A 19,259-nucleotide genomic window follows, 5' to 3' on the forward strand; every position below is an offset into this window, starting at 1 on the left:
CCCCGATCCGAGGAGTTCCGGCGTGAGGCCGACGTCCCGTTCCCGCACCCCGTCCGGCGCCGCCACCGCCCGGCAGGCGTGGATCGCGCTCCGCTGGCTCGCCACTTCGCTGTCGCCCGTGGCGCGCGGCGTGGCGGGCGAGTGGCCGCGGACCGCCGAGGCGGTGGTCCGGGCGACGCGCGACATCGCCACCGCGACCGTGGCCACCGGCGTTTTGGGCCCGGGCCACCCCCACGCCACCCCCGTCACCCCGGCCGACGGCGACCGCCGGTTCCGCGACGAGGCGTGGGCCACGCGCCGGTACTTCCACGTGCTGCAGCAGGTTTACCTGCGCTCCGACGGGCTGGCACACGAAGCCGTCGAGCTCGCCGGGCTCCCCGACGGACCTCGCCGGCGAGCGCACCTGGCCGTGCAGCTGCTCAGCGAAGCGCTCGCGCCCACCAACACGGTGCCGGGCAACCCGGAAGTGCTCCGCACGGCCGTGCGGAGCCGGGGCCGGAGCCTGCTGAAGGGGGCGCGCAACGCCGCCGGGGACCTGTGCCACAACCACGGGCGTCCGCGCCAGGTGCCCGCCTCCGCGTTCGCACTGGGCCGCGACCTGGCCGCCACCCCGGGCCGGGTCGTCCTGCGCACCCCGCTGCTGGAGCTCATCCAGTACGCGCCGCAGACCCCGGCCGTGCACCGCATTCCGTTGCTGATCAGCCCGCCGTGGGTCAACAAGTACTACGGCCTGGACCTTGCTCCGGGCCGCAGCCTGGTGGAGTGGGCGATCCGGCACGGGCACACCGTCTTCGCGATCAGCTACCGCAACCCGGACCGCGAGCTGCGGGACGTCACCCTGGCCGACTACATGCTCGACGGACTGCTGGCCGCCTGCGAGGCCGCCCTCGACATCACCGGCGCTCCGCAGCTGAACCTCCTGGGCGCCTGCAACGGCGGCACTCTCGTGGTGATGCTGCAGGCGTGGCTGGCCGCGGGCCGCGACCGGCGCGTGCGCAGCACCACCCTGCTCAACACCTACGTGGACTTCTCCGACATCGGGGTGTGGGACAGCCTGGCCGACGACCACACGCTCGCCGCGGGCGAGCGTCTGATGACCGAACGCGGCTACCTCGAAGGGCACACCCTCGCGCTGCTGTTCGACCTCCTGCGCGGCCGGGACCTGTACTGGCACTACTTCGGCCGCAACTGGCTGCAGGGGGAGGACCCACCGCCGTTCGACCTGCTGGCCTGGAACAACGACACGACCAACGTCACCGCCGCGGCCCACCGCGACTACGTGCACGAGCTGGCGCTGGGCAACAAGCTCGCCGCCGGCGTCTGGGAGATCGCGGGGCGCACGCTGCGGCTGGACCGCGCCCGCCAGGACGCCTTCGTCGTCGCCGCCCGCAACGACCACATCGTGCCCTGGACGTCCGCCTACCACGGTGCGCGGCTCCTCGCGGGCGACGTGCGTTTCTCCCTGTCCTCGGGCGGGCACGTCGCCGGCGTCGTGAACCCGCCGCAGCCCAAGGCATCCCATTGGTCCGCCGCCACGCTGCCGGAAGACCCCGTGCAGTGGCTGGAGGGCGCGCAGCTGCGGAAGGAGTCGTGGTGGCTGCCCTGGGTGGCCTGGCTGTCCGAACGCGCGGGCGACCACGTCGAGCCGCCGTCCCTGGGCAACGACCGCTATCCGGCCGGCGCCCCGGCGCCCGGAACCTACGTTCACCTCTGAGAGGGAAGCCATGCCGACCGAGATCCCCCTGCCCCCCGGAATCCACGAACGGTGCGTCGACGTCGACGGCGTGGCCACCCATTACCTCGAAGGGGGCGCGGAAGGGCCGCCCCTGCTGCTGTTGCACGGCAACACCGGGGACGCCTTCGACTGGATCGCGGTGCTGGGGTCGCTGGCGGCGAACCGCCGCGTACTCGCCCTGGACCTGCCCGGGTACGGCCGGACACCGCCGCTGGAAGACGTTTCGCCCCAGGGGTTCGCCCGGTTCGCCCTCGCCTTCGCCGCGGCTGTGGAGCTCGACCGGTTCGACGTCGTGGGGCACTCGCTCGGGGGCATGATGGCCGTCCTGATGGCGCGAGCGGCCCCCGACCGGCTGCGCAGCATGGTCCTGGTGTGTTCCGGCGGGCTCGGCCGCGCCACGAACCCCATCCAGATCCTGCTCGGCCGGCCCGGCGTCAGGCGCGTCGCCCTGGCCGCCGGGCTCCTGCCCGGCGGGGCCCTCGTCAGCACCGTCGTCGGAGCGCTCTACGCGGCGCGGCAGCCGTGGCGGATTCCCGCGCTGTGGTACCGGGAACACCTCGAGCGCAGCCGGATCCCGCAGTTCGCGGCCACGTCCCTGGCGGTCATCGGCAACATCACCACGCTGCTGGGCCAGCGGTACGACTTCCGGCCGGAACTTTCCCACCTGCGGCTGCCCACCCTGGCCGTCTGGGGGATCGGCGACCCGATCACCCCGGCTTGGCAAGCCAGGTCGGCGCGGCTCGTTCCCGGGGGCAGCTACCGGATGCTGCCGGCCGGGCACTACCCCCACCTGGAGGATGCCGGGCGGTTCACGGCCATCGTCGAGTCCTTTCTCCAGGAGCCCGCCGCACCGCCTGACGGCGAGACCCCGCAACACCAGCCCGAAGCCGCTTCCGCCACGCCGGGGCGAGCGGCCCGCTCGAACTGACACGGAGTTCACCGATGCCTGCACGCACCGCATTCCTCTTCCCCGGTCAGGGGAGCTACCTGCCGGGACTGTTCGGCGCGCTGGCCGACCACCACCCGGTGATCGGCGACACGCTGTCCACAGTGGACGAAGTGGCCGGACGGCTGGGCCGGGCGCCGGTCTCGCCGATGCTGCTGGACCCGGGTTCCCGCACGCTGCAGGACCTGGTCGAGCACGACCCGCCCGCCCTGCACCTGGCCATCTTCGCCTCCTCGGTGACGACGTTCCGGCTGCTGACGGAGGAGCACCGGATCCGGCCGGACCTGTTGCTGGGCCACAGCTTCGGCGAGCTGACCGCGCTGACCGCGGCCGGGGCGCTGACGCTGGAGGACGGCGCCGACGTCGTGGCCCAGCGCGACGAGTCGCTGCGCCACGTCGAGGTGCCCTCGGGCGGGCTGGTCGCCCTGAACTGCAGCGCCCGGCGAGCCGAGGACGTCATCGGCGCCCTGGACGAATGGCACCTGGCGGTCGCCGCGGACAACAGCCCGGGCCAGGTGGTGGTGTCCGGCCCGGACGGCGAGCTGGCGCGGTTGCAGGAGGCCGCCACCGCGCTCGGGCTGACGGCGACGCGCTTGCGCATCCCCTACCCGTTCCACAACCCGCTGCTCGCGGACACCGCGGACGACTTCGGCGAACGAGTGGCCGGCGTGCCCAAGCGCGTCCCCCGGCTGCCGGTGTACTCGGCGCTGCTCGGCCGCTACATCCGCGACGTCGCCGAGGTCGAGCAGGTGGTCTCCGGGCACCTGGTCATGCCGGTCCGCTTCCTCGAAGCCGCGCGCGCCGTCCACGCCGACGGCGCGCGGCGGTTCGTCGAGTCCGGCCCGAAGGGGGTCCTGGTGGACCTCGTGGCGGCGATCGTGCCCGACGCGGTGACCGTTGCGCCGCTGCGGAAGCGGACCGACCGGAGCGGTCTGGAGTCCCTGCTGGACGCGGTGCCCTCGCTGGAACGGGACGGACGGGCCACCGTCAAGCGCCGCTCCGCCGCGGACGATGGCGCCCGGCCGCAGGCGGCGCCGGTGCCGCCACCGCGCGCGGAACAGTCCTCTGTGGACGACACCGCGCCCGCCGACGACCGCGAAGCGGTGTTCGACACGGTGCGGACCGTGTACGCCGACCTGCTGGGCTACCCGCCCGACGCCCTGGAACCCGACGCCGATCTGGAAGCCGACCTGGGCATCGACTCGATCAAGCAGACCGAGGCGTTCACGCGGACGCTCGAGCACTTCGGCATCCCGCCGGCGGAGTCCGCCGAACGGCTGACGAACTACCCGACCATGGCCGCGATCGTCGACCTCGTCCTGCGGCTGCGCAACGGCCGCCGTCCGGTGGGGAGCGAGGCGTGAGCGGCGAACACGAGACGGCGGGTGAGTTCGCGGGCCGGGTCGTCCTGGTCACCGGCGGCGGCAAGGGCGTGGGCCGGGCGATCGTGCACGAGTTCGCCGCCGCTGGGGCGCACGTCGTGATCAACTACTTCCACTCGGCCGAAGCGGCGCGGGACACCTTGGCCGGGGTGGTCGCGGCGGGCGGGTCGGGGGAGCTGGTCCGGGCCAGCGTGACCAAGCCCGACGACGTCGCGGCGATGATCGACACCGTGCGGCAGCGCGCCGGGCGGCTGGACGTGCTGGTCAACAACGCCGCCCGGGGCGTGCTGGCGCCGGCGGGCACGCTGACGGACCTGGAGTGGCAGAAGGTCTTCGACGTCAACGTGCACGGCGCTCGCCGTTGCGCGTGGGCGGCGCTGCCCCTGCTCGCCGAGAGCGGCGGCGTGGTGGTGAACGTGTCCTCCATCGGTGCGGGGATGGTGGTGGACAACTACGCGACGGTCGGGGTCAGCAAGGCGGCGCTGGAGGCGCTGAGCCGCTACCTGGCGGTCGAGTTCGCCCGGCACGGGGTGCGCGTGAACGTGGCCTCCGCCGGTCTGCTGGACAACCCGACGGCGGACCGGTTCCCCGGCGCCGCCGCGCTGCGCGAAACGTGCGGCGCGAACGCGCCCCTGGGGCGGCTGGGTACCGAGGCCGAACTGGCCCGGCTGGTGACCGCGCTGGCGTCCCCGCGGATGTCGTGGGTGACGGGCCAGAGCGTGCTGGCCGACGGCGGTCTCTCGCTGGGACACGCGATGCTCCGCGCCGAGCTGCCGCCCGCGGCGGAGCCGGCTGCTCCGGTCCGGCGCCCGGCTCGTGCCTCCGCGCGGGCGGCCCAGGAGCCCGCCGACGCCGAAGCGGACGCCGTGGCCGTGGTGGGCATGGGCCTGGTGCTGCCGGGCGCCGGCAGCCCCGAAGAGTTCTGGGAGCTGCTGCGCCGCGGGAAACCGGTGTTCGGTGAACCAGGTGAGCGGTTCCGCCAAGAGGCGTTCCTGGAAACCGGGACGGAAACGGAAGACCGGGGCTACACCTTCCGGGGCGGGTTCATCCACGGTCCCCGGCTGCACGAGGAAGCCAAGGCGCCGTCCTGCGCCCACGACAGCGCGGCGCAGTGGCTCCGGCACAGCGTCGCGCAGGCCTGCGATCCGGTCACCCGGGGGCCGGGGGACCGGGTCGAGTGCTTCGTCGCCAACACCGTCGAGGGCAACCAGCACCTCGACGAGTCCCTCTTCGCGGAGGTCGCCGTCCGGCGGCTCGTCGCGCACTGGCCGGACGCCGGGCTCGACCGCGCCGAGCTGTCCGGACGGCTGCGCGCGCTGCTGCGCCGGCACTACCCCCTCGTCACCGGCGACGGGCGGGACCACCTGCCCGACCGCGTGGCCCGGGCGGCCGTCGCCGGGCTGCTGCCTCCGGATTCGCCCGTCACGACGGTGGACACCGCGTGCTCGTCCAGCCTGTACGCGATCGACCTCGGGGCGAAGGCGCTGGCGGCGGGCAGCTGCGACCTCGCGGTGTGCGGCGGGGTGTTCACGAACACCCCGCGGTTCTCGGTCATGTTCAGCGCACTGAGGGGGCTGAGCCGCAGCGGCGGCGTGCACGCGTTCGACCGGGACGCGGACGGCACGCTGTTCTCCGACGGGGCGGCGGCGGTGGTGCTCAAGCCCCTGCGGCGGGCCCGGGCCGACGGCGACGAGGTCCTGGCCGTGCTGGGGGGCTCGGGGCTGGCGTCCGACGGCCGGGGCAAGGCCGTGTACGCCCCGAACCCCGCCGGGCAGGAGCGGGCGGTGCGCCGGGCCAGGGACGTCAACGGGACCGCTGCCGAGGCGGTGGACTGGGTCATCGCCCACGGCACCGGCACCCCGGTCGGCGACCGGGTGGAGCTGGGCACGCTGGCGGACCTGGCGCCCCAAAGCGGCTACGCGTGCACGTCCAACAAATCGCTCGTCGGGCACACCGGCTGGCCGGCGGGCGCGGTGTCGCTGATCCACGCCGTGCTCGGCCTGCGCCACGGCGCCATCCCGGCCCAGCGTCCCCTGGCCGAGCTGTCGCCGGACGCGCCGGGGGAGCGCGTGCGCGTCCCGGCGGCCGATCTGCCGCTGCCCGCGCGGGAGGACCGCCCCCGGGTGGTCGGGGTCTCGGCGTTCGGCTTCGGCGGCACCGACGCACACGTGCTGGTCCAGGACGCTCCGCCACCCGGGCGGCCGGGACCCCGTCCGGTGCCCGTGGCCGAGCCCGACGAGGTCGTGCTGGTCGCCTGGACGGCGCACCTGCCCGGCGACCCGGCGCCCGGCGAGATCCGCGCCCGGCTCGCCGCGGGCCGGGCGCCGGCCGCGGAGGCGGCGTTCCCCACGCCGTACCCGGTACCCGATCCCCGCACGCTGAAGATGACGCCGCGCACGGCCCGGACGCTGGACCGCACCCAGCTGATGGCCCTGGCCGTGGCCGCGCGGTTCGCCGAGGAGCACGGGCCGCTGTGGGAGGCCGTCCGGGACCGCACCGGGGTGGTCGCCGCCCACACCGGCCCGACCGCCGCCGCCGGGCTGACCGCGTTCCGCTGCTACGCGCACGACCTCGCGTCCCTGAACCCGGAACCCGGCGACGGAGTGCCGGCCGCGGCGCTGCAAGAGGCCCTGCGCAGCTGCCTGGCCGAGGTGCGCGGCGACCGCCCGGCCACCAACGAGGACACCCTGCCCGGCTTGGGACCCAACATCATCCCGGCGCGGCTGGCCCACCACTTCGACCTGCACGGCCCCACGTTGACCGTCGACACGGGCACCTCGTCCACGATGACGGCGGTGCACACCGCGTCGCGGTACCTGGCCACCGGTGAGCTCGACCTGGCGCTGGTGCTGGCCCTGAACGGCAACAGCACCCCGGAGTGGGCCGCGCTGCTGGGCGAACCGGCGGGGAGCCTGGCCGAAGGCGCGTTCCTGTTCGCGCTGGCCCGCCGGCGGGACGCGTCAGCGCACGGCTGGCCGGTGCTGGGCACGCTGACGACCGAAGCACGGCCCGCATCGGCGGCCGGGAAGGCCCGGCCCGGCCGCACCTACCTCGGCGCGGACGGCGCGGTCGACCTGCTGACCGCACTGGCCACGCATTCCACGGACCCGGTCACCGTGACCGGGGCGGTGGCTGGGCCCGCGGTGACTGTCCGCCCGGTGCGGGAGCCTGCGGATGTGGCCGGGGTGGCGGCGGGGCCTGCCGGGACTGTCCGCTCTGTGCGGGAGCCTACGGATGTGCCCGGGGCGGTGGCGGGGCCCGCCGTGACCGCTTACTCCGGCCGCGAACCCGCGGACCTGACCGACGCGAGCCCCATCGTCCCGGAGCCGCCTCGTGATCCCACCACGACCCGGCACGTGACCCGGCTCGAGCCGCTGCCGCCACCGGAGGAGACCCCCGCCGCCCTCCCCGACCGCTGCTTGGTGCTGACCGACGAGGTCACCGCGGCGGAGATCGCGGAGCCCGCGGCCGCCGCCACCACCGTGATCGTCCGGCCGGGCGACGACCCGGAGGCCGTGCTGGCGCCCGTCCTGGGGGCCGGCCGGGAGTACCGGCATCTGCGCGGCTACACGTCCCGGCCGGACCACGTGCCGATCCTGCAGGAGGCGGTGTTCGTGGCCGTGCGCCACTCGTCCGACGCTCTCGGGGACGGCGGCTCCGTCGGCCTGCTGGTGGCGGAGGAAGCCCCCGATCCGCGCGCCGGCCTGCTCACCGGCCTCGTGAACAGCGTGTCCTGGGAGCTGCCCGGGTGTGCCTGCCGGGTCCTGCTCTCCGACGAGGCCGCCGGGACCTCGTGGCGCCACCTGGAGGCGGAACTGGCCCGGCCCGGCGGGCTGCCGGTGGTCGTCCACCGTGACGGTGCCCGGTTCCGGCCGCGGCTGCGGCCCGCCCCCTCGCGCGGCGGCGAGCTGCCGCTGGCGCCGGGGGACGTGGTGGTGGCGACGGGCGGCGCGCGGGGCATCACCGCCGCGGTGGTGGAAGGCCTGCTCGACCGGCTGCCGCTGCGGGTGTGGCTGCTCGGGTCGTCGGCACCGCAGGACGTCCCGGCCGACCTGCTTGCCGCGCCGGACGGCGAACTGCCCCGCCGCCGTGCCGCGTTCATCGCCGCGGGCCGGCGCGACGGCACCTCCGTCCGCGAACTCACCCGCCGGTTCGACCGCCTGCTGCGCGCCAGGGAAAGCCGGTCGACCGTCGAGCGCATGCGCCGCACCGCCGCCGCCGTGCACCACCTCACCTGCGACGTCACCGATCCCGCCGCGGTGCGGGAAGCCGTGCGCACCGTCCTGGAGCGGGAAGGCCGGGTGGATCTGCTGGTCAACGGCGCCGGTGCGCACCACCCGGGCGACCTCGCCCGCAAGCGGCTCGCGGACTTCCGCCGCGTCGAGGAGGTCAAGGTGCGCGGCTACCACAACCTCAAGCGCGCCTTCGCGGATTCGCCGCCGCGGTTGTGGTGCAACTTCGGCTCACTGGCCGGTCTCATGGGCTTGCCGGGAGAAGCCGACTACTCCGCCGCCAACGACTTCCTGCTCCGCGCTGCGGAGCACGCCGGGCACCCGGGGGAGTTCACCATCGCCTGGACGGTGTGGGAGGGTGCCGGGATCAGCGGCGATCCGGCCACCCGCGCCGTGCTGGCGCGCAGCCGGCGCCTCAGCTCGATGAGCCGGGCCGAAGGCGTAGCGCACTTCCTCACCGAACTGGCGCAGCCCGGGCCGCGCGATCCCGTGGTGTCGTTCATCGGCCGCGCGGAACGGGACCTGCTGGCCCGGAAGTTCCCCGGCTACGCCGGCGACCTCCCGGCCGGAAACGGCTTCCTCGGGGAACCGGAGACTCGCGAGGCGTCGTCGGCGTCGTGGACCGTGGTCTTCGACAGCGGGCGAGAGCGCTGGCCGGCCGAACACCTCGTGGACGGCAAGGCGACGGTGCCGGGCACGGTGCTCGCCGGCATCGCGGTGGAAGCCGCCCGGGTGCTGCTGCCCGGCGTGGCGGTCCACGCGCTGCGCGACGTGGTCTTCTCGCAGTGGGTCCGGGCGATCCCCGGCCGGTCCGCCCGGTATCGCGTCTCCGCCGCGGTGGAGCCCGCCGCGGCGCCGGCCGTTCTCGTGCGCATCACCTCCGACGTCGTCACGCCGGGTGGCCGGGTGCTGTCCCGCGACCGTGAGCACTTCCGCGCGACCGTGCTGACCGGACCGCCGCGAACCCCGGACCACCCACCGCAGGCGAAGCAGGACGGAAGCCCGGTCACCTCGCCCTACTACCACCCCGATTCGCGGGTGTCGCTGTCCGGCGTCTTCCGCACGACGCACGAGTGGCTCGCCGGTCCCGCGGGCGCCGGGGCGGTGTGGCGGCCCGGCCGGTTGCCCGAAGCCTGGGGGACACCGGCCGTGCCGAGCCTGCTGCTGGACGCGCTCCTGCGGACCCCGGCGCTGCGCCCGGTCGACGGCGATGGGACGGTCCAGCAGGTCGAAGCACCGCGGTACCTCGGCCTGGTCGAATGGTTCCCGGAGGTCGGCGACGCCGAATTGGCCGCGCGGTACCCGGAGGGTGTCCGGCTGTGGTGGGAAGCCGCGACCGGCGTGTACTCCGCGATCGCCTTCGACGGGACGCCGCTCGCCCGCATCGAGAACGCCCAGTGCGCCGCGATGGGTCTCGTTCCGGCTTCCCGCGTCGCGGTGCCGGTGTGACGGGCCGCCCCCGGGCTGCGGATCGCGATCGCCCCGGTCAGGTATCGCGCAGCAGCCTGATCACGGCGTGCGTCCGGTCACCCACGCCGAGCTTGTGGAAAATGGCGTGGAGGTGATTCTTCACGGTGCGTTCCGATATTCCGAGTGACCGGGCGATCCGGCGGTTGGACAACCCCTCGGCGAGGAGGTCGGCGACGTTCCGTTCGCGATCGGTGAGATGCCACCGGCCCCCGGAGGAACGGTCATCGTTCCCGGTATCCGGACGCGATTGGCAAATCTGTTCCAGACGGGCCAGCAGGGCCTGCGCGATCTCCTGATGAGCGCGGATGAGGCGAAACAATTCGCCCGGTGAAACGTCATTCTGATCGAACACTTCGTGCTGCACTGACGGCCCCTCCTCGACCCTGAGCCTCCTCCGGAATCCACCGGTGACCTGGCGACCGGGCGCCCCGTCGGCCCGGTGGTGGACTGCCGGATCCGCCTCAGTCCGGCGATCGGGTCGGCATACCGGAATCCTCCTCGGGACGACTCGACTGGGCCGATCGGCCTACCGGCTGAGGCTACCCGGTCAGTCTGCGTACTCGCCGTCCGGCGCATAAGGTGCCTCTCGATTCTGCCCCGAAAGAGTGATAGTACGACGGTTTCCCCGGAATTTCCCGGCGTCCACCGGCGAACCTCCTCCCCGCGCGCCGAATGCGTGCCGGCGGCTGCGTCCTTCCGGTCTAGTGCGTGCGCACCACCGCATCCGGCACGGCAGGAGTTGCCCGGCAATTCGGAAGCGGCCCGGGCCCGGCCACGAACGGCCGCTCCCTTCTGTCCTATGGCGGCTTCTCCGGACCGGAAGTTGACTGGGAAGACCGCCGATCTTCGCGCCAGGGAGGGACCACCGTGACCACCGCACCGACGTACCCCCGCTCGCAGCCGCCGGCTCAGGTCCCCGGGGAACTGCCCGAACTGATCGAGTGGGCCGTGGACCGGCTCGAGCAGGTGCAGGACGTCCTGATCGGAGTGACGAAAGCGCTCTCCGCCGAGACCGGCGACGACCGTGCAGACCCGGGCGTGCTGCCTCGCCGGGCCGGGGCGAGAGCCGCCGGGCGGTCGCTCACCGACCGTGAGCAACGTGTGCTCACGCTCGTGTCGGCGGGCCTGTCGAACCGCGAGATCGCGCGGACGATGGGGATCTCGGACAAGACGGCCAAGAACCACGTCCGCGCGCTGTTCCTGAAACTCGGCGTGACCAGCAGGACGAAGGCGGCGTTCACCGCGTTGTCCGAAGGGCTGGTGGACGCCGGCGAATGCGGGCGAGCGAGCGACGGTGGCACCGGGCCGGTCCCCGTCCAGCGCCACCACAGCGGCGGCGGCGCCGGCCGGGTGCCGCCCTCCTCGGCCGCGTCGGGCGGCGAACCCGCGCCGTTCCCCGGCACGGACGGGCCGAGCCGGTGACCACGCGGCTGGCTTTCCTCTTTCCCGGCCAGGGCAGCTACGTCCCGGGGGTGTTCGGCCGGCTCGCCGGACGGTGCCCGGTGGTGGACGAGACCTTGTCGGCGATCGACAGGGCGGTCGCCGGGCTGGGTTACCCGCCGGTCTCGCCGAAACTCCTGCAAACCACGGCGCCCTCGTTGCAGCAGCTGGCCGAGTCCGACCCGACGACCCTCCACCTGGCCATCTTCACGGCGTCCGTGGTGACTTTCCGGCTGCTGGCGGACTGCGGTGTGCGACCGGACCTCCTGCTGGGGCACAGCTTCGGCGATCTGACCGCCTTGACGGTTTCCGGAGCGTGGTCCCTCGGCGACGGCGTTCGCCTGGTGCTCCGGGGTGATGAAGCCCTGCGCCGGCCGTCGACGCCCCTGGGCGGCATGGCCGCCCTGGCGTGCGGGGTCCGCCGGGCTCGTCACCTGCTGGGCGCGGTGGGAGAGCGTCACTTGAGCGTCGCCGCCGACAACAGCCCGGGCCAGGTGGTGGTCTCGGGCCCGGACGCCGCACTGGAGCGCTTGGAGGCGGTGGCTTCGTCGTTCGGCGTGCCGGCTACCCGGCTGCGGGTGCCGTACCCGTTCCACAACCCGATCCTGGCGAGGACGGAGAAGGACTTTTCGGCAGCGGTGACCACGGTCCCGCGGCGTCCGCCGCGGGTGCCGGTGTACTCGTCGCTGATCGATCGGTATGTCGCCGACAGCGCTGACGTTGACCGGGTCCTCACGCGACACCTGACCACCCCAGTGCGGTTTCTCGACGCCGTGCGGCGGGTGCACGCGGACGGCGCCGGCACGTTCGTGGAATGTGGCCCGAAGGGAATCCTCACCAGCCTGGTTGCCGGCAACCTCCCGGGCGTGGCGGTCATCGCCCCGCTCCTCCGGCGGACGGACTGGGAGACGTGGTCAGCCGAACTGCGGCCCGCCCTCGGATGACCCGCCAGGATCGCAGAGCCCGCGATGCGGTCGGCCCGAGCGTCGTCGTGCCGTCCGGTTGCCAGCAGAGCTCGGAGGTCAGGTCGCTGCCGAGCCTGCCGCCGACCAGCAGGGCGTCGTGTGGGGTTCGGACCTGCGCCGCATCGGCACGCTGGGGACGTCCGACGGCATGCTGAACCAGCTGCGGAGCAACGTCGTCCACCAACGGGGCGATCGACAACAGCGGCTTCGCCTATGCGCGCGAGTGCAGGACCGGACAACCTGGAGACCGGGCGGCTGACCTTCTTCCTGGCTGATGCCGGCACTGACGAACATCGGCCGCGACGACCTCGCCTACACCTTGCTGTCCCAAAAGGACTACCCGTCGTGGGGCTACGAGATCGGCAAGGGCGCGACGACCGTCTGGAAACGCTGGAATTCCATCCAGCCCGACGGCACCTTCGGGCCGGTGGACATGAACTCCTTCAACCACTACGCCTACGGCGCGGTCGCCGACTGGATGCAGCAGTACATCGGCGGCATCCGGATCGCCGAGGCCGGCTACCGCAGGAGCGTGATCAAGCCGCACCTCGGTGGTGGGCTCACCCACGCCGAAGGCGCCATCGACACCGCTTCCGCAAGAAGTCCGCGGCGCGTCGAGATCGGCCGCGCGTCGCCAGGTGTCAGCCGCCCGCTGGGCCCGGTTCGACCAGGGAAGCCAGGAGGGAGAGCTTCTCGGCGCTTTCGCTGCCCGCGTCGGCGTAGTAGAGCACGAGGAGCAGCCCGTCCACGGGCAGCTTGTCCCGGTGGAGGTGCAACCGGCCGAGGACGGGGTGGTTCACGGTCGTGGTGCCGCCTTCGAGCGCGCGGACGTCGTGGCGGGCCCACAGTTCGCGGAACCGCCCGCTGGTGAGGGACAGTTCGCCGACCAGTTCCACGAACCTCGGGTCGTCGACTTCGGTGCCGATCGAGTCCCGCAAGGCGGCGACGAACCCGGCCACGGCGGCCGCCCAGTCCTGGTGGAACGCCTGCTCCTCCGGGTCCAGCAGCAGCGAGCGCAGGCGGTTCTCGCCCGGTCGGAGGCGGGGCGAGAACGCGGTCGCCAGTTCGTTGGCCGCGAGGACGTCGAAGGCCCGGCCCTCCACGAACGCCGGTACTCCCACGGCCGCGAGCAGGTGGTGCAGCCGGGCCGGCACCTGTTCGGCCGTCCGAGACCGGCGGCGTCGCGGCCGCGGCGTGGCGAGGCTGTGCAGGTAGTCGCGCTCGACCTCGTCGAGGTGGAGCACGCGAGCGAGCGCGTCGAGCACCTGGGGCGAGGGGTGGTTGTCACGACCGCGTTCGAGGCGCAGGTAGTAGTCGGCACTGATGCCGGCGAGCATCGCGAGCTCCTCGCGGCGCAGGCCGGGTACCCGGCGGGTGCCGCCCGCCGGGATACCGGCCTGCTCGGGCGTGACGAGACCGCGGCGGGCGCGCAGGTAGGCGCCGAGCCGGTTCCCGTCGTCGTTCGCGGTCATGCGGGGGCGGTGGCCCGGGACGAGCGGCCGGGCAGCGTCGAAAGCGCCTGCGATCGTTGCGCCACGAGTTCGGCGTAGGTCCCGTCGCGTTCTGCCCACCGGTGCATCAGCACCCGCTGCACGAGAACCTCGCGTGGGGTCGGGTCCTGGGCGAGCAGGTCCATGACCTCGGCGCCGTAGGCGTCGAGGGCGAGAGCGTGCGGGTTGCTGCCGCCGATCGTGGTCGCGACGGCCGGCGGGACGAGTTCGGCGACCTCGACCCCGGTGCCGGCCAGCTGTTCCCGCAGCGCCTCGGTGTAGGCGTGCACGGCGGCCTTGGAGGCGCCGTAGGTGGGCATGAGCGGGAAGGGGAGGAAGCCGATCCCGGAGCTGACCGTGACGATGGTGCCGCTGCCGCGCGCGAGCAGGTGCGGGGTGAACGCGTCGATGACGCGGATGGTGCCCAGGACGTTGACCTCGATGGTCGTCCGGGCCGTGTCGAAGTGGGACGGGTCGTGGAGGTCCTCGGGCGCCCCGGTACCGGCCATGGTGACGACCGTATCGACGCCCGGGTGGGTTCGCAGCACCTCGTCACGCGCCCGGGTTACGGACTCGGCGTCGGTGACGTCGATCTCGACGGTGGCGAACCCTTCACCGGCGAGGCGGGCGAGGAGGTCGGTGCGCCGGCCGCCGACGACGACGGTGCTGCCGGCGGCGCGGAACCGGCGCGCCAGCTCGAGGCCGATGCCCGAGGTCGCGCCGGCGAGGAAAACGGTGCGGGAAGTGATGTCCATGGCTCGACGGTAGGTCGGATACCCGCGGGCTCAGGAGGTCCTGTGAGGACCCCGGAAGACCGGACCCCTGCCACGCCGGTCGCGTTCGGGCGGTGGTCAGGCGAAGGACAGGGGCAGGCGACGTGTCATCCACTCGCGGTTCGTTCGGCCACCAGCCCGTCGACGATTTCGGCGAGCCGGTGGACTCCGCGGGTACCGGCCATGTGCCCGGCGATGCGGCGCGCGGCGTCGCGGTAGTGGTGGTCGTCGAGGACGGCGCGGACGGCCCGGCGGATGGCCGACGGCGCCGGGATCCGGGTCCTGATGCGGCGTCCGACGCCGGCCCAGGCGACCCGGGCGATGACTTCGGGCTTGTCCTCCTGGCGGCCGGCGGCCACGATCGGCACGCCGTAGCGCAGCGCGTACTGCACGCCGCCGTACCCGCCGTTGGTGACGTAGACGCCGGTCTTCGGCAGCAGCTCGTCGTACGGCAGGAACTCGGCGGCCCTGGCGTTCGCGGGCAGCGGCGGCAGGGAATCGAGCGGGCGCCCGCCGGTGGCCACGGCGATCAGCACGTCCTCGTCGGCGAGGCCGTCGAGGGCGGGGGCGATGAGCTGGCCGTAGTCGCTGTTGCCGATCGTGCCCTGGGTGAGGTGGACGACGGGCCTGGAGCCGTCGAGTTCCGGCCACCACGGCGGAAGCGGGGCCTGCGAACCGGATGCCGAGATCGGTCCGGCGAAGTGCAGGGCGGCGGGGGCGTCGGAGCGCGGGTACTCGAACTCGGGCACGGTGAACTGCACGATCGCGTCGGCGTGCCGGGGCCAGTCGAGGACCGCGAACGGGATCGAGCGGCCGTGCAGCCGGTGGAACGTCCGGTCGGCGATCCGCTCCATGGACGGGAAGAGGACCTTGGCGGTGAGCAAGGCGAGCGCGGTGTTGCGGAGCCGGCCGAGCGGCCCCCGCAGCGGCGTGAGTCCCGTGCCGAACGGGGCCGTGTCCCGGCTGGCGATCATCAGCGGGCAGATGCCGCACATCACGATCGGCGGCCGGACGCCGAGCGGGTGGCCGAGGAGGAACGCGCCGCCGAGGAAGGCCGGGTCGGCCAGGAGTGCGTCAGCCGGTTCGGCGGCGTGCGCGGCCATGACGGCGTCGTGTTGCGCGCGGCCGGGCCGGACGAAGATGTGCTCGAGGTCGTGGGCGATCGCCCGGGTGCCGCTGAGCGCGGCGCGCTCGGGGAAGGTCCGGTTCCAGTCCTGCCGGTCGTCGAAGTCGGCTTCGGCCGGCAAGGGCAGGTGCTCGGCGCCGGTTGCCGTGACGACGTCGGCGAAGCGGGAACCGGTGAGGAAGCGCACCCGGTCTCCTCGCGCGGCGAAGTGCCGCGCGACGGCGAGCAGCGGGGTGACGTGCCCGTGGACGGGCATGGTCGCGATCATGATCGAGGGCATGACGCCCTCCCTTGGCCGCTGGGGAGATAGAGTTGGGTACTATGAAGCAGTATTCATCTGTATGGCTTGGTAGTCAATATGCCGGACGCTGATCGCGGCGCCCGCGCTTACCGGTCGGAGCTTCGGCAGCGCCAGGCCGCGGAGACCAGGCGCCGGGTGGTCGAGGCCGCCATCGGGGAGTTCGGCGAGCGCGGGTACCACGGGGCGACCTTCGCACGGATCGCGAAGCGGGCCGGGGTCTCGGTCGAGACGGTGCGTGCCAACGGGCCGAAGACGGCACTGCTGTGGGCCGCGGTCGCGGTGGCCTCCTTCGGGGTCGAAGGCGACATCGAGTTCTTGGACACCGAGCGCGGCAAGAACATGCTCGAACTCCGTGAGCCGTACGCGTTCGCCGCTTACCTCGGGGAGACGATGCTGGCGATCAACGAGCCCGTCGCCGGGGTCTGGACCGCGGTGACCGCCGCGGCCCACGGCGACGGCGAGGTCCGGGACACCTTGACCGAGCGGCTCGCGTCCATGCGAGAGCAGGTCGAGAAGGTTCTCCGGATGGTCGGCGAACGTGACTGGCTGCGGACCGACGTGCCCTTCGACGACCTCGTCGAGGCGCTCTGCGTCATCACCAGCGTCGAGGCCTACGTGCGTTATGTGTGGATGGACGGCAAACCGCGCGAGGAGTACCAGGCCTTTGTCGCGCGTACCGTCCAAGACACCATCCTCCGGCGCAGTTCGGGCGACGCTCCGCTTTCCTGACCGGCTCGTGCGTACGCGCGGCGCTGCGTCATGGTGACGACACACAGATTTCTGTGACGGATGGCGCGGGTACTCGAGATGCGGGCGGCAGCTGCCGCTGGCGATCCCGGGGCACGCCGGCGCACCGCACGTCGTAAGTTCCGGCTGGGCCGGTGGCGGATGTTCACGGGCGCGCGAAGAGACTGCTCCAGGGTGTGGCGGGCCGCCGGCTAAGCGGTCGGATCGGGCCCCAGCGCGATGGCCAGCAGGTCGCCCAGCGCGTCGATCTGGGCCGGTGACAGGTCCCGGAACGAGGACTCGACGACCTGGTCGACGAGCTCCTGCCCTTCGGCCCGCAGTCGCGCGCCCTTTTCGGTGAGCCGGTGCCGCACCGCCCGGCCCGGTCCCGGGACACGTTCGATCAGGCCCCGCTCGGCCATCCGCGTCGCCAGCGAGCCGAAGGACTGGTCGGTTTGGAACGTCAGCACGGCCAGGTCGTGCAGCGACGCGTCCGGGTTGCGGTGCAGGTGGCGCAGGGTGTCCCACTGCACGAGGGAAAGGCTCAACGGCGCCAGCGCGCGGCTCAGCGCGCGGTGGTGCCGGTGCTGCAGACGCTTGACGGCCAGCGAGACTTCGCCCGGGTGGTACTTCATGGGCCTCACTGTAACTCACCAAAGACAGGTTGCTTATATCAGGAAGCTTATATAAGGTTCCTGGCATGACCACGTTCCCCGCCGCCGGCTCGCTGCGGCCCACCCGTACCGGAACCCACACCCTCGGCCCGGTCGAAGTGACCGTCGAAGACCGCGACCGCACGCGCCCGTACCTGCTGCTGCACGGCGGAGGCGGGGCCGCGACGATGTCCGGCTTCGCCGACCTCCTCGCCGAACGCACCCACGCCCGGGTACTGCTGCCCACCCATCCGGGCTTCGGCGGCACCCCCAAGTCCGAAAGCCTCACCGGCGTGGCCGAGCTGGCACGCCTGTACGTCGCACTGCTGGAAGAGCTGGACCTCACCGACGTGACGGTGATCGGCAACTCCTTCGGCGGCTGGCTCGCCGCCGAGATCGCGCTGCAGGAGAGCCCGCGCGTCAGCGGCGCGGTGATCATCGACGGCATCGGCATCGAGGTCGACGGCCACCCGCCGGCCGACGTCAGCGGCCTGAGCGTCGACGAATTCCGCGCGCTCTCCTGGCACGACCCGGCGAAGGCGCCCGTCCCGCCGGGCGGTGGCACCGGGCCCAGCCCGGACATCCAGGCACTCATCGGCTACACCGGCCCGAGCATGTCCGACCCGACGCTCGCGAGCCGGCTCGGCGGCCTCGACCTCCCCGTGCACGTGGTGTGGGGCGAGAGCGACCGCATCGTCGACCCCGACTACGGCAAGGCCTACGCCGCGGCGATCCCGATGTCGGCCTTCACCGTGCTCCCGCGCACCGGCCACCTGCCGCAGGTCGAAACGCCCGAAGAACTGCTGGGCGCGCTGCTCGACCTCGGGGAGCAGGCATGACCACTTCGTTGACCGTGACCCGGATCGGGCACGCCTGCCAGTTGATCGAAATCGGCGGCAGCCGCGTCCTCACCGACCCGTGGTTCACCCAGACCCCGACCTACTACCAAGGCGAACCGGTCGCCGCGACCGTCGGGTCGCTCGGGCGGATCGACGCGGTCGTCGTCACCCACGAGCACTACGACCACTGCGACCTCGACGCGCTCGTCGACGGCGGGTTCGACCTCGGCACGCCGCTGATCGGCCCGGGCACGGTGGCGACCATCGCGCGGGGCAAGGGGTTTGGCGACGTCCGCGTCGTCGAGGCATGGGAAGCCGCGACGGTGGGCGACCTGACGGTGACCGCCGCGCCCGGCAAGCACGGCGTCCACGAAGTCACCTTCGTCCTCCAGGCGGGCGGGCGCACGGTCTTCTTCGGCGGCGATTCGTTGCGCGTCCCGGAGCTGGACACCATCCCGGACCGGTTCGGCCCCGTCGACCTGGCCATCCTGCCGACCAACGGCCTGTGCATCCGGCCGATGAACCTCGCCCAGGTCGTCATGGACGCCGAAGAAGCCGCCGGGCTGACGGCCGCGCTGAAGCCGGCGATGGCCATCCCGCACCACTATGCGTTCCACAGTGGACGCATGGGCGACAAGATGATCACCAAGGGCGACCAGGACCCACGGCACTACGCCGACGCCGTGGCTCGGCTCTCCCCGGAGACCGAAGTCCGCATGGTCCTGCCCGGAACCCCCGTGGTGGTCCCGTGAGCGAGCGCCGATACATGCCCGAGGTCGCCGACGACCTCCCGCCCGGCGAGCGGCCGATGGTGGCCGTCGTCCGGGCGATCCCCGGACACGAGGACGAGCTCGCGGCGGCGATCGCGACGCTCACCGCGGCGGTCCGGCGGGAGCCGGGCTGCGTCGAGTTCCGGTCCTTCCGGGACGCCGCGCAGCCGGGCGTTTTCCACCTGTACGAAATCTACGCCGACACCGAGGCGTTCCGGGCGCACCTGGCCACCGGCCACGTGGCGCACTTCTTCACCGAGCTGGCTCAGCACAGCACCGCCGACGCCGGTGCGCTGGTCCAGCTCGTCGAGCTGCCGGGCCGGGAGCTGTCCGGCAAGTCGCCGGAGCCGGAGTACGGACTGACCACAGTGGACAGAATGGCTACCGGCGCGAAGCCGGCGGCGTTCTGAT

General features: G+C 73.1%; 15 protein-coding genes and 1 pseudogene. 11 read left to right on the top strand and 5 right to left on the bottom strand.

Features of this window, described 5'->3' with window-relative positions; genetic code table 11:
- Window positions 1-22 precede the first annotated feature (22 nt).
- Genes AB0J55_RS00800 through AB0J55_RS00815 form a run of 4 tightly spaced genes read left to right on the top strand, consistent with a single transcriptional unit; the run spans window position 23 to window position 9,744 of the window.
- On the top strand, window positions 23-1,714 hold the full coding sequence (locus AB0J55_RS00800; protein ID WP_364240793.1) for an alpha/beta fold hydrolase: 1,692 nt from the start codon (window positions 23-25) through the stop codon (window positions 1,712-1,714).
- A 10-nt stretch (window positions 1,715-1,724) separates the two neighbouring features.
- Window positions 1,725-2,663: an alpha/beta fold hydrolase gene (locus tag AB0J55_RS00805; protein ID WP_364240796.1), complete on the top strand. Its 939-nt coding sequence runs from the start codon at window positions 1,725-1,727 to the stop codon at window positions 2,661-2,663.
- A 14-nt stretch (window positions 2,664-2,677) separates the two neighbouring features.
- Window positions 2,678-4,045, top strand: coding sequence for an acyltransferase domain-containing protein (locus AB0J55_RS00810; RefSeq protein WP_364240798.1), 1,368 nt, complete (start codon window positions 2,678-2,680; stop codon window positions 4,043-4,045).
- A complete protein-coding gene (locus tag AB0J55_RS00815) occupies window positions 4,042-9,744 on the top strand; it encodes an SDR family oxidoreductase (RefSeq protein ID WP_364240801.1) in 5,703 nt (1,900 codons plus the stop codon). The genes AB0J55_RS00810 and AB0J55_RS00815 overlap by 4 nt, the downstream gene beginning before the upstream one ends.
- A 37-nt stretch (window positions 9,745-9,781) precedes the next feature.
- Here the strand turns inward: AB0J55_RS00815 and AB0J55_RS00820 are convergent, their stop codons facing one another.
- Window positions 9,782-10,129, bottom strand: coding sequence for a response regulator transcription factor (locus AB0J55_RS00820; protein WP_364240804.1), 348 nt, complete (start codon window positions 10,127-10,129; stop codon window positions 9,782-9,784).
- 503 nt (window positions 10,130-10,632) lie between these two features.
- Here AB0J55_RS00820 and AB0J55_RS00825 point away from each other — a divergent pair.
- The 3 genes and pseudogenes from AB0J55_RS00825 to AB0J55_RS00835 form a co-directional block, all read left to right on the top strand.
- Window positions 10,633-11,187 carry a response regulator transcription factor gene (locus AB0J55_RS00825; RefSeq protein WP_364240807.1) on the top strand — a complete coding sequence of 185 codons (555 nt, stop codon included), beginning with the start codon at window positions 10,633-10,635 and terminating at the stop codon, window positions 11,185-11,187.
- On the top strand, window positions 11,184-12,149 hold the full coding sequence (locus AB0J55_RS00830) for an acyltransferase domain-containing protein (protein ID WP_364240810.1): 966 nt from the start codon (window positions 11,184-11,186) through the stop codon (window positions 12,147-12,149). Before AB0J55_RS00825 ends, AB0J55_RS00830 begins: the two co-directional genes overlap by 4 nt.
- Window positions 12,150-12,444: 295 nt before the next feature.
- Window positions 12,445-12,651 (top strand): annotated as a pseudogene (locus tag AB0J55_RS00835) (hypothetical protein); the annotation flags it as partial.
- 160 nt (window positions 12,652-12,811) lie between these two features.
- On the opposite strand, the gene AB0J55_RS00840 reads toward AB0J55_RS00835, so the two are convergent.
- The 3 genes from AB0J55_RS00840 to AB0J55_RS00850 form a co-directional block, all read right to left on the bottom strand.
- Entirely contained in the window at window positions 12,812-13,642 is an 831-nt protein-coding gene (locus tag AB0J55_RS00840; RefSeq protein ID WP_364240812.1) for a helix-turn-helix transcriptional regulator, read from the bottom strand.
- Window positions 13,639-14,415, bottom strand: a complete 777-nt coding sequence (locus AB0J55_RS00845; protein WP_364240815.1) for an SDR family NAD(P)-dependent oxidoreductase — start codon at window positions 14,413-14,415, stop codon at window positions 13,639-13,641. Before AB0J55_RS00845 ends, AB0J55_RS00840 begins: the two co-directional genes overlap by 4 nt.
- A gap of 125 nt (window positions 14,416-14,540) precedes the next feature.
- Complete coding sequence (locus AB0J55_RS00850; RefSeq protein ID WP_364240818.1) at window positions 14,541-15,839, bottom strand: glycosyltransferase; 1,299 nt, start codon at window positions 15,837-15,839, stop codon at window positions 14,541-14,543.
- Between the two features lie 78 nt (window positions 15,840-15,917).
- Here AB0J55_RS00850 and AB0J55_RS00855 point away from each other — a divergent pair, with 78 nt between their 5' ends.
- Window positions 15,918-16,589, top strand: a complete 672-nt coding sequence (locus tag AB0J55_RS00855; RefSeq protein ID WP_364240821.1) for a helix-turn-helix domain-containing protein — start codon at window positions 15,918-15,920, stop codon at window positions 16,587-16,589.
- Between the two features lie 209 nt (window positions 16,590-16,798).
- Here AB0J55_RS00855 and AB0J55_RS00860 read toward each other — a convergent pair whose 3' ends face one another.
- The gene (locus AB0J55_RS00860) at window positions 16,799-17,221 is read right to left on the bottom strand and encodes a MarR family winged helix-turn-helix transcriptional regulator (protein ID WP_364240824.1); all 423 of its coding nucleotides are present in this window, start codon (window positions 17,219-17,221) and stop codon (window positions 16,799-16,801) included.
- 65 nt (window positions 17,222-17,286) lie between these two features.
- Between AB0J55_RS00860 and AB0J55_RS00865 the strand changes: the two genes are divergently transcribed.
- The 3 genes from AB0J55_RS00865 to AB0J55_RS00875 are packed head-to-tail and all read left to right on the top strand — an operon-like array spanning window position 17,287 to window position 19,258.
- The gene (locus tag AB0J55_RS00865) at window positions 17,287-18,078 is read left to right on the top strand and encodes an alpha/beta hydrolase (RefSeq protein ID WP_364240827.1); all 792 of its coding nucleotides are present in this window, start codon (window positions 17,287-17,289) and stop codon (window positions 18,076-18,078) included.
- Complete coding sequence (locus AB0J55_RS00870) at window positions 18,075-18,830, top strand: MBL fold metallo-hydrolase (RefSeq protein ID WP_364240830.1); 756 nt, start codon at window positions 18,075-18,077, stop codon at window positions 18,828-18,830. The genes AB0J55_RS00865 and AB0J55_RS00870 overlap by 4 nt, the downstream gene beginning before the upstream one ends.
- Window positions 18,827-19,258, top strand: coding sequence for an antibiotic biosynthesis monooxygenase (locus AB0J55_RS00875; RefSeq protein ID WP_364240833.1), 432 nt, complete (start codon window positions 18,827-18,829; stop codon window positions 19,256-19,258). The genes AB0J55_RS00870 and AB0J55_RS00875 overlap by 4 nt, the downstream gene beginning before the upstream one ends.
- The last annotated feature ends 1 nt before the right edge of the window (window position 19,259 follow it).

The organism is Amycolatopsis sp. NPDC049688 (assembly GCF_040674975.1).
Taxonomy (GTDB): domain Bacteria; phylum Actinomycetota; class Actinomycetes; order Mycobacteriales; family Pseudonocardiaceae; genus Amycolatopsis.

Excerpts from the sequence above, each read along its gene's own strand:
- AB0J55_RS00850 (WP_364240818.1), bottom strand. The coding sequence starts at position 15,839 with ATGCCCTCGATCATGATCGCGACCATGCCCGTCCACGGGCACGTCACC.
- AB0J55_RS00870 (WP_364240830.1), top strand. The coding sequence starts at position 18,075 with ATGACCACTTCGTTGACCGTGACCCGGATCGGGCACGCCTGCCAGTTG.
- AB0J55_RS00865 (WP_364240827.1), top strand. The coding sequence starts at position 17,287 with ATGACCACGTTCCCCGCCGCCGGCTCGCTGCGGCCCACCCGTACCGGA.
- AB0J55_RS00810 (WP_364240798.1), top strand. The coding sequence starts at position 2,678 with ATGCCTGCACGCACCGCATTCCTCTTCCCCGGTCAGGGGAGCTACCTG.
- AB0J55_RS00855 (WP_364240821.1), top strand. The coding sequence starts at position 15,918 with ATGCCGGACGCTGATCGCGGCGCCCGCGCTTACCGGTCGGAGCTTCGG.
- AB0J55_RS00805 (WP_364240796.1), top strand. The coding sequence starts at position 1,725 with ATGCCGACCGAGATCCCCCTGCCCCCCGGAATCCACGAACGGTGCGTC.
- AB0J55_RS00860 (WP_364240824.1), bottom strand. The coding sequence starts at position 17,221 with ATGAAGTACCACCCGGGCGAAGTCTCGCTGGCCGTCAAGCGTCTGCAG.
- AB0J55_RS00840 (WP_364240812.1), bottom strand. The coding sequence starts at position 13,642 with ATGACCGCGAACGACGACGGGAACCGGCTCGGCGCCTACCTGCGCGCC.
- AB0J55_RS00845 (WP_364240815.1), bottom strand. The coding sequence starts at position 14,415 with ATGGACATCACTTCCCGCACCGTTTTCCTCGCCGGCGCGACCTCGGGC.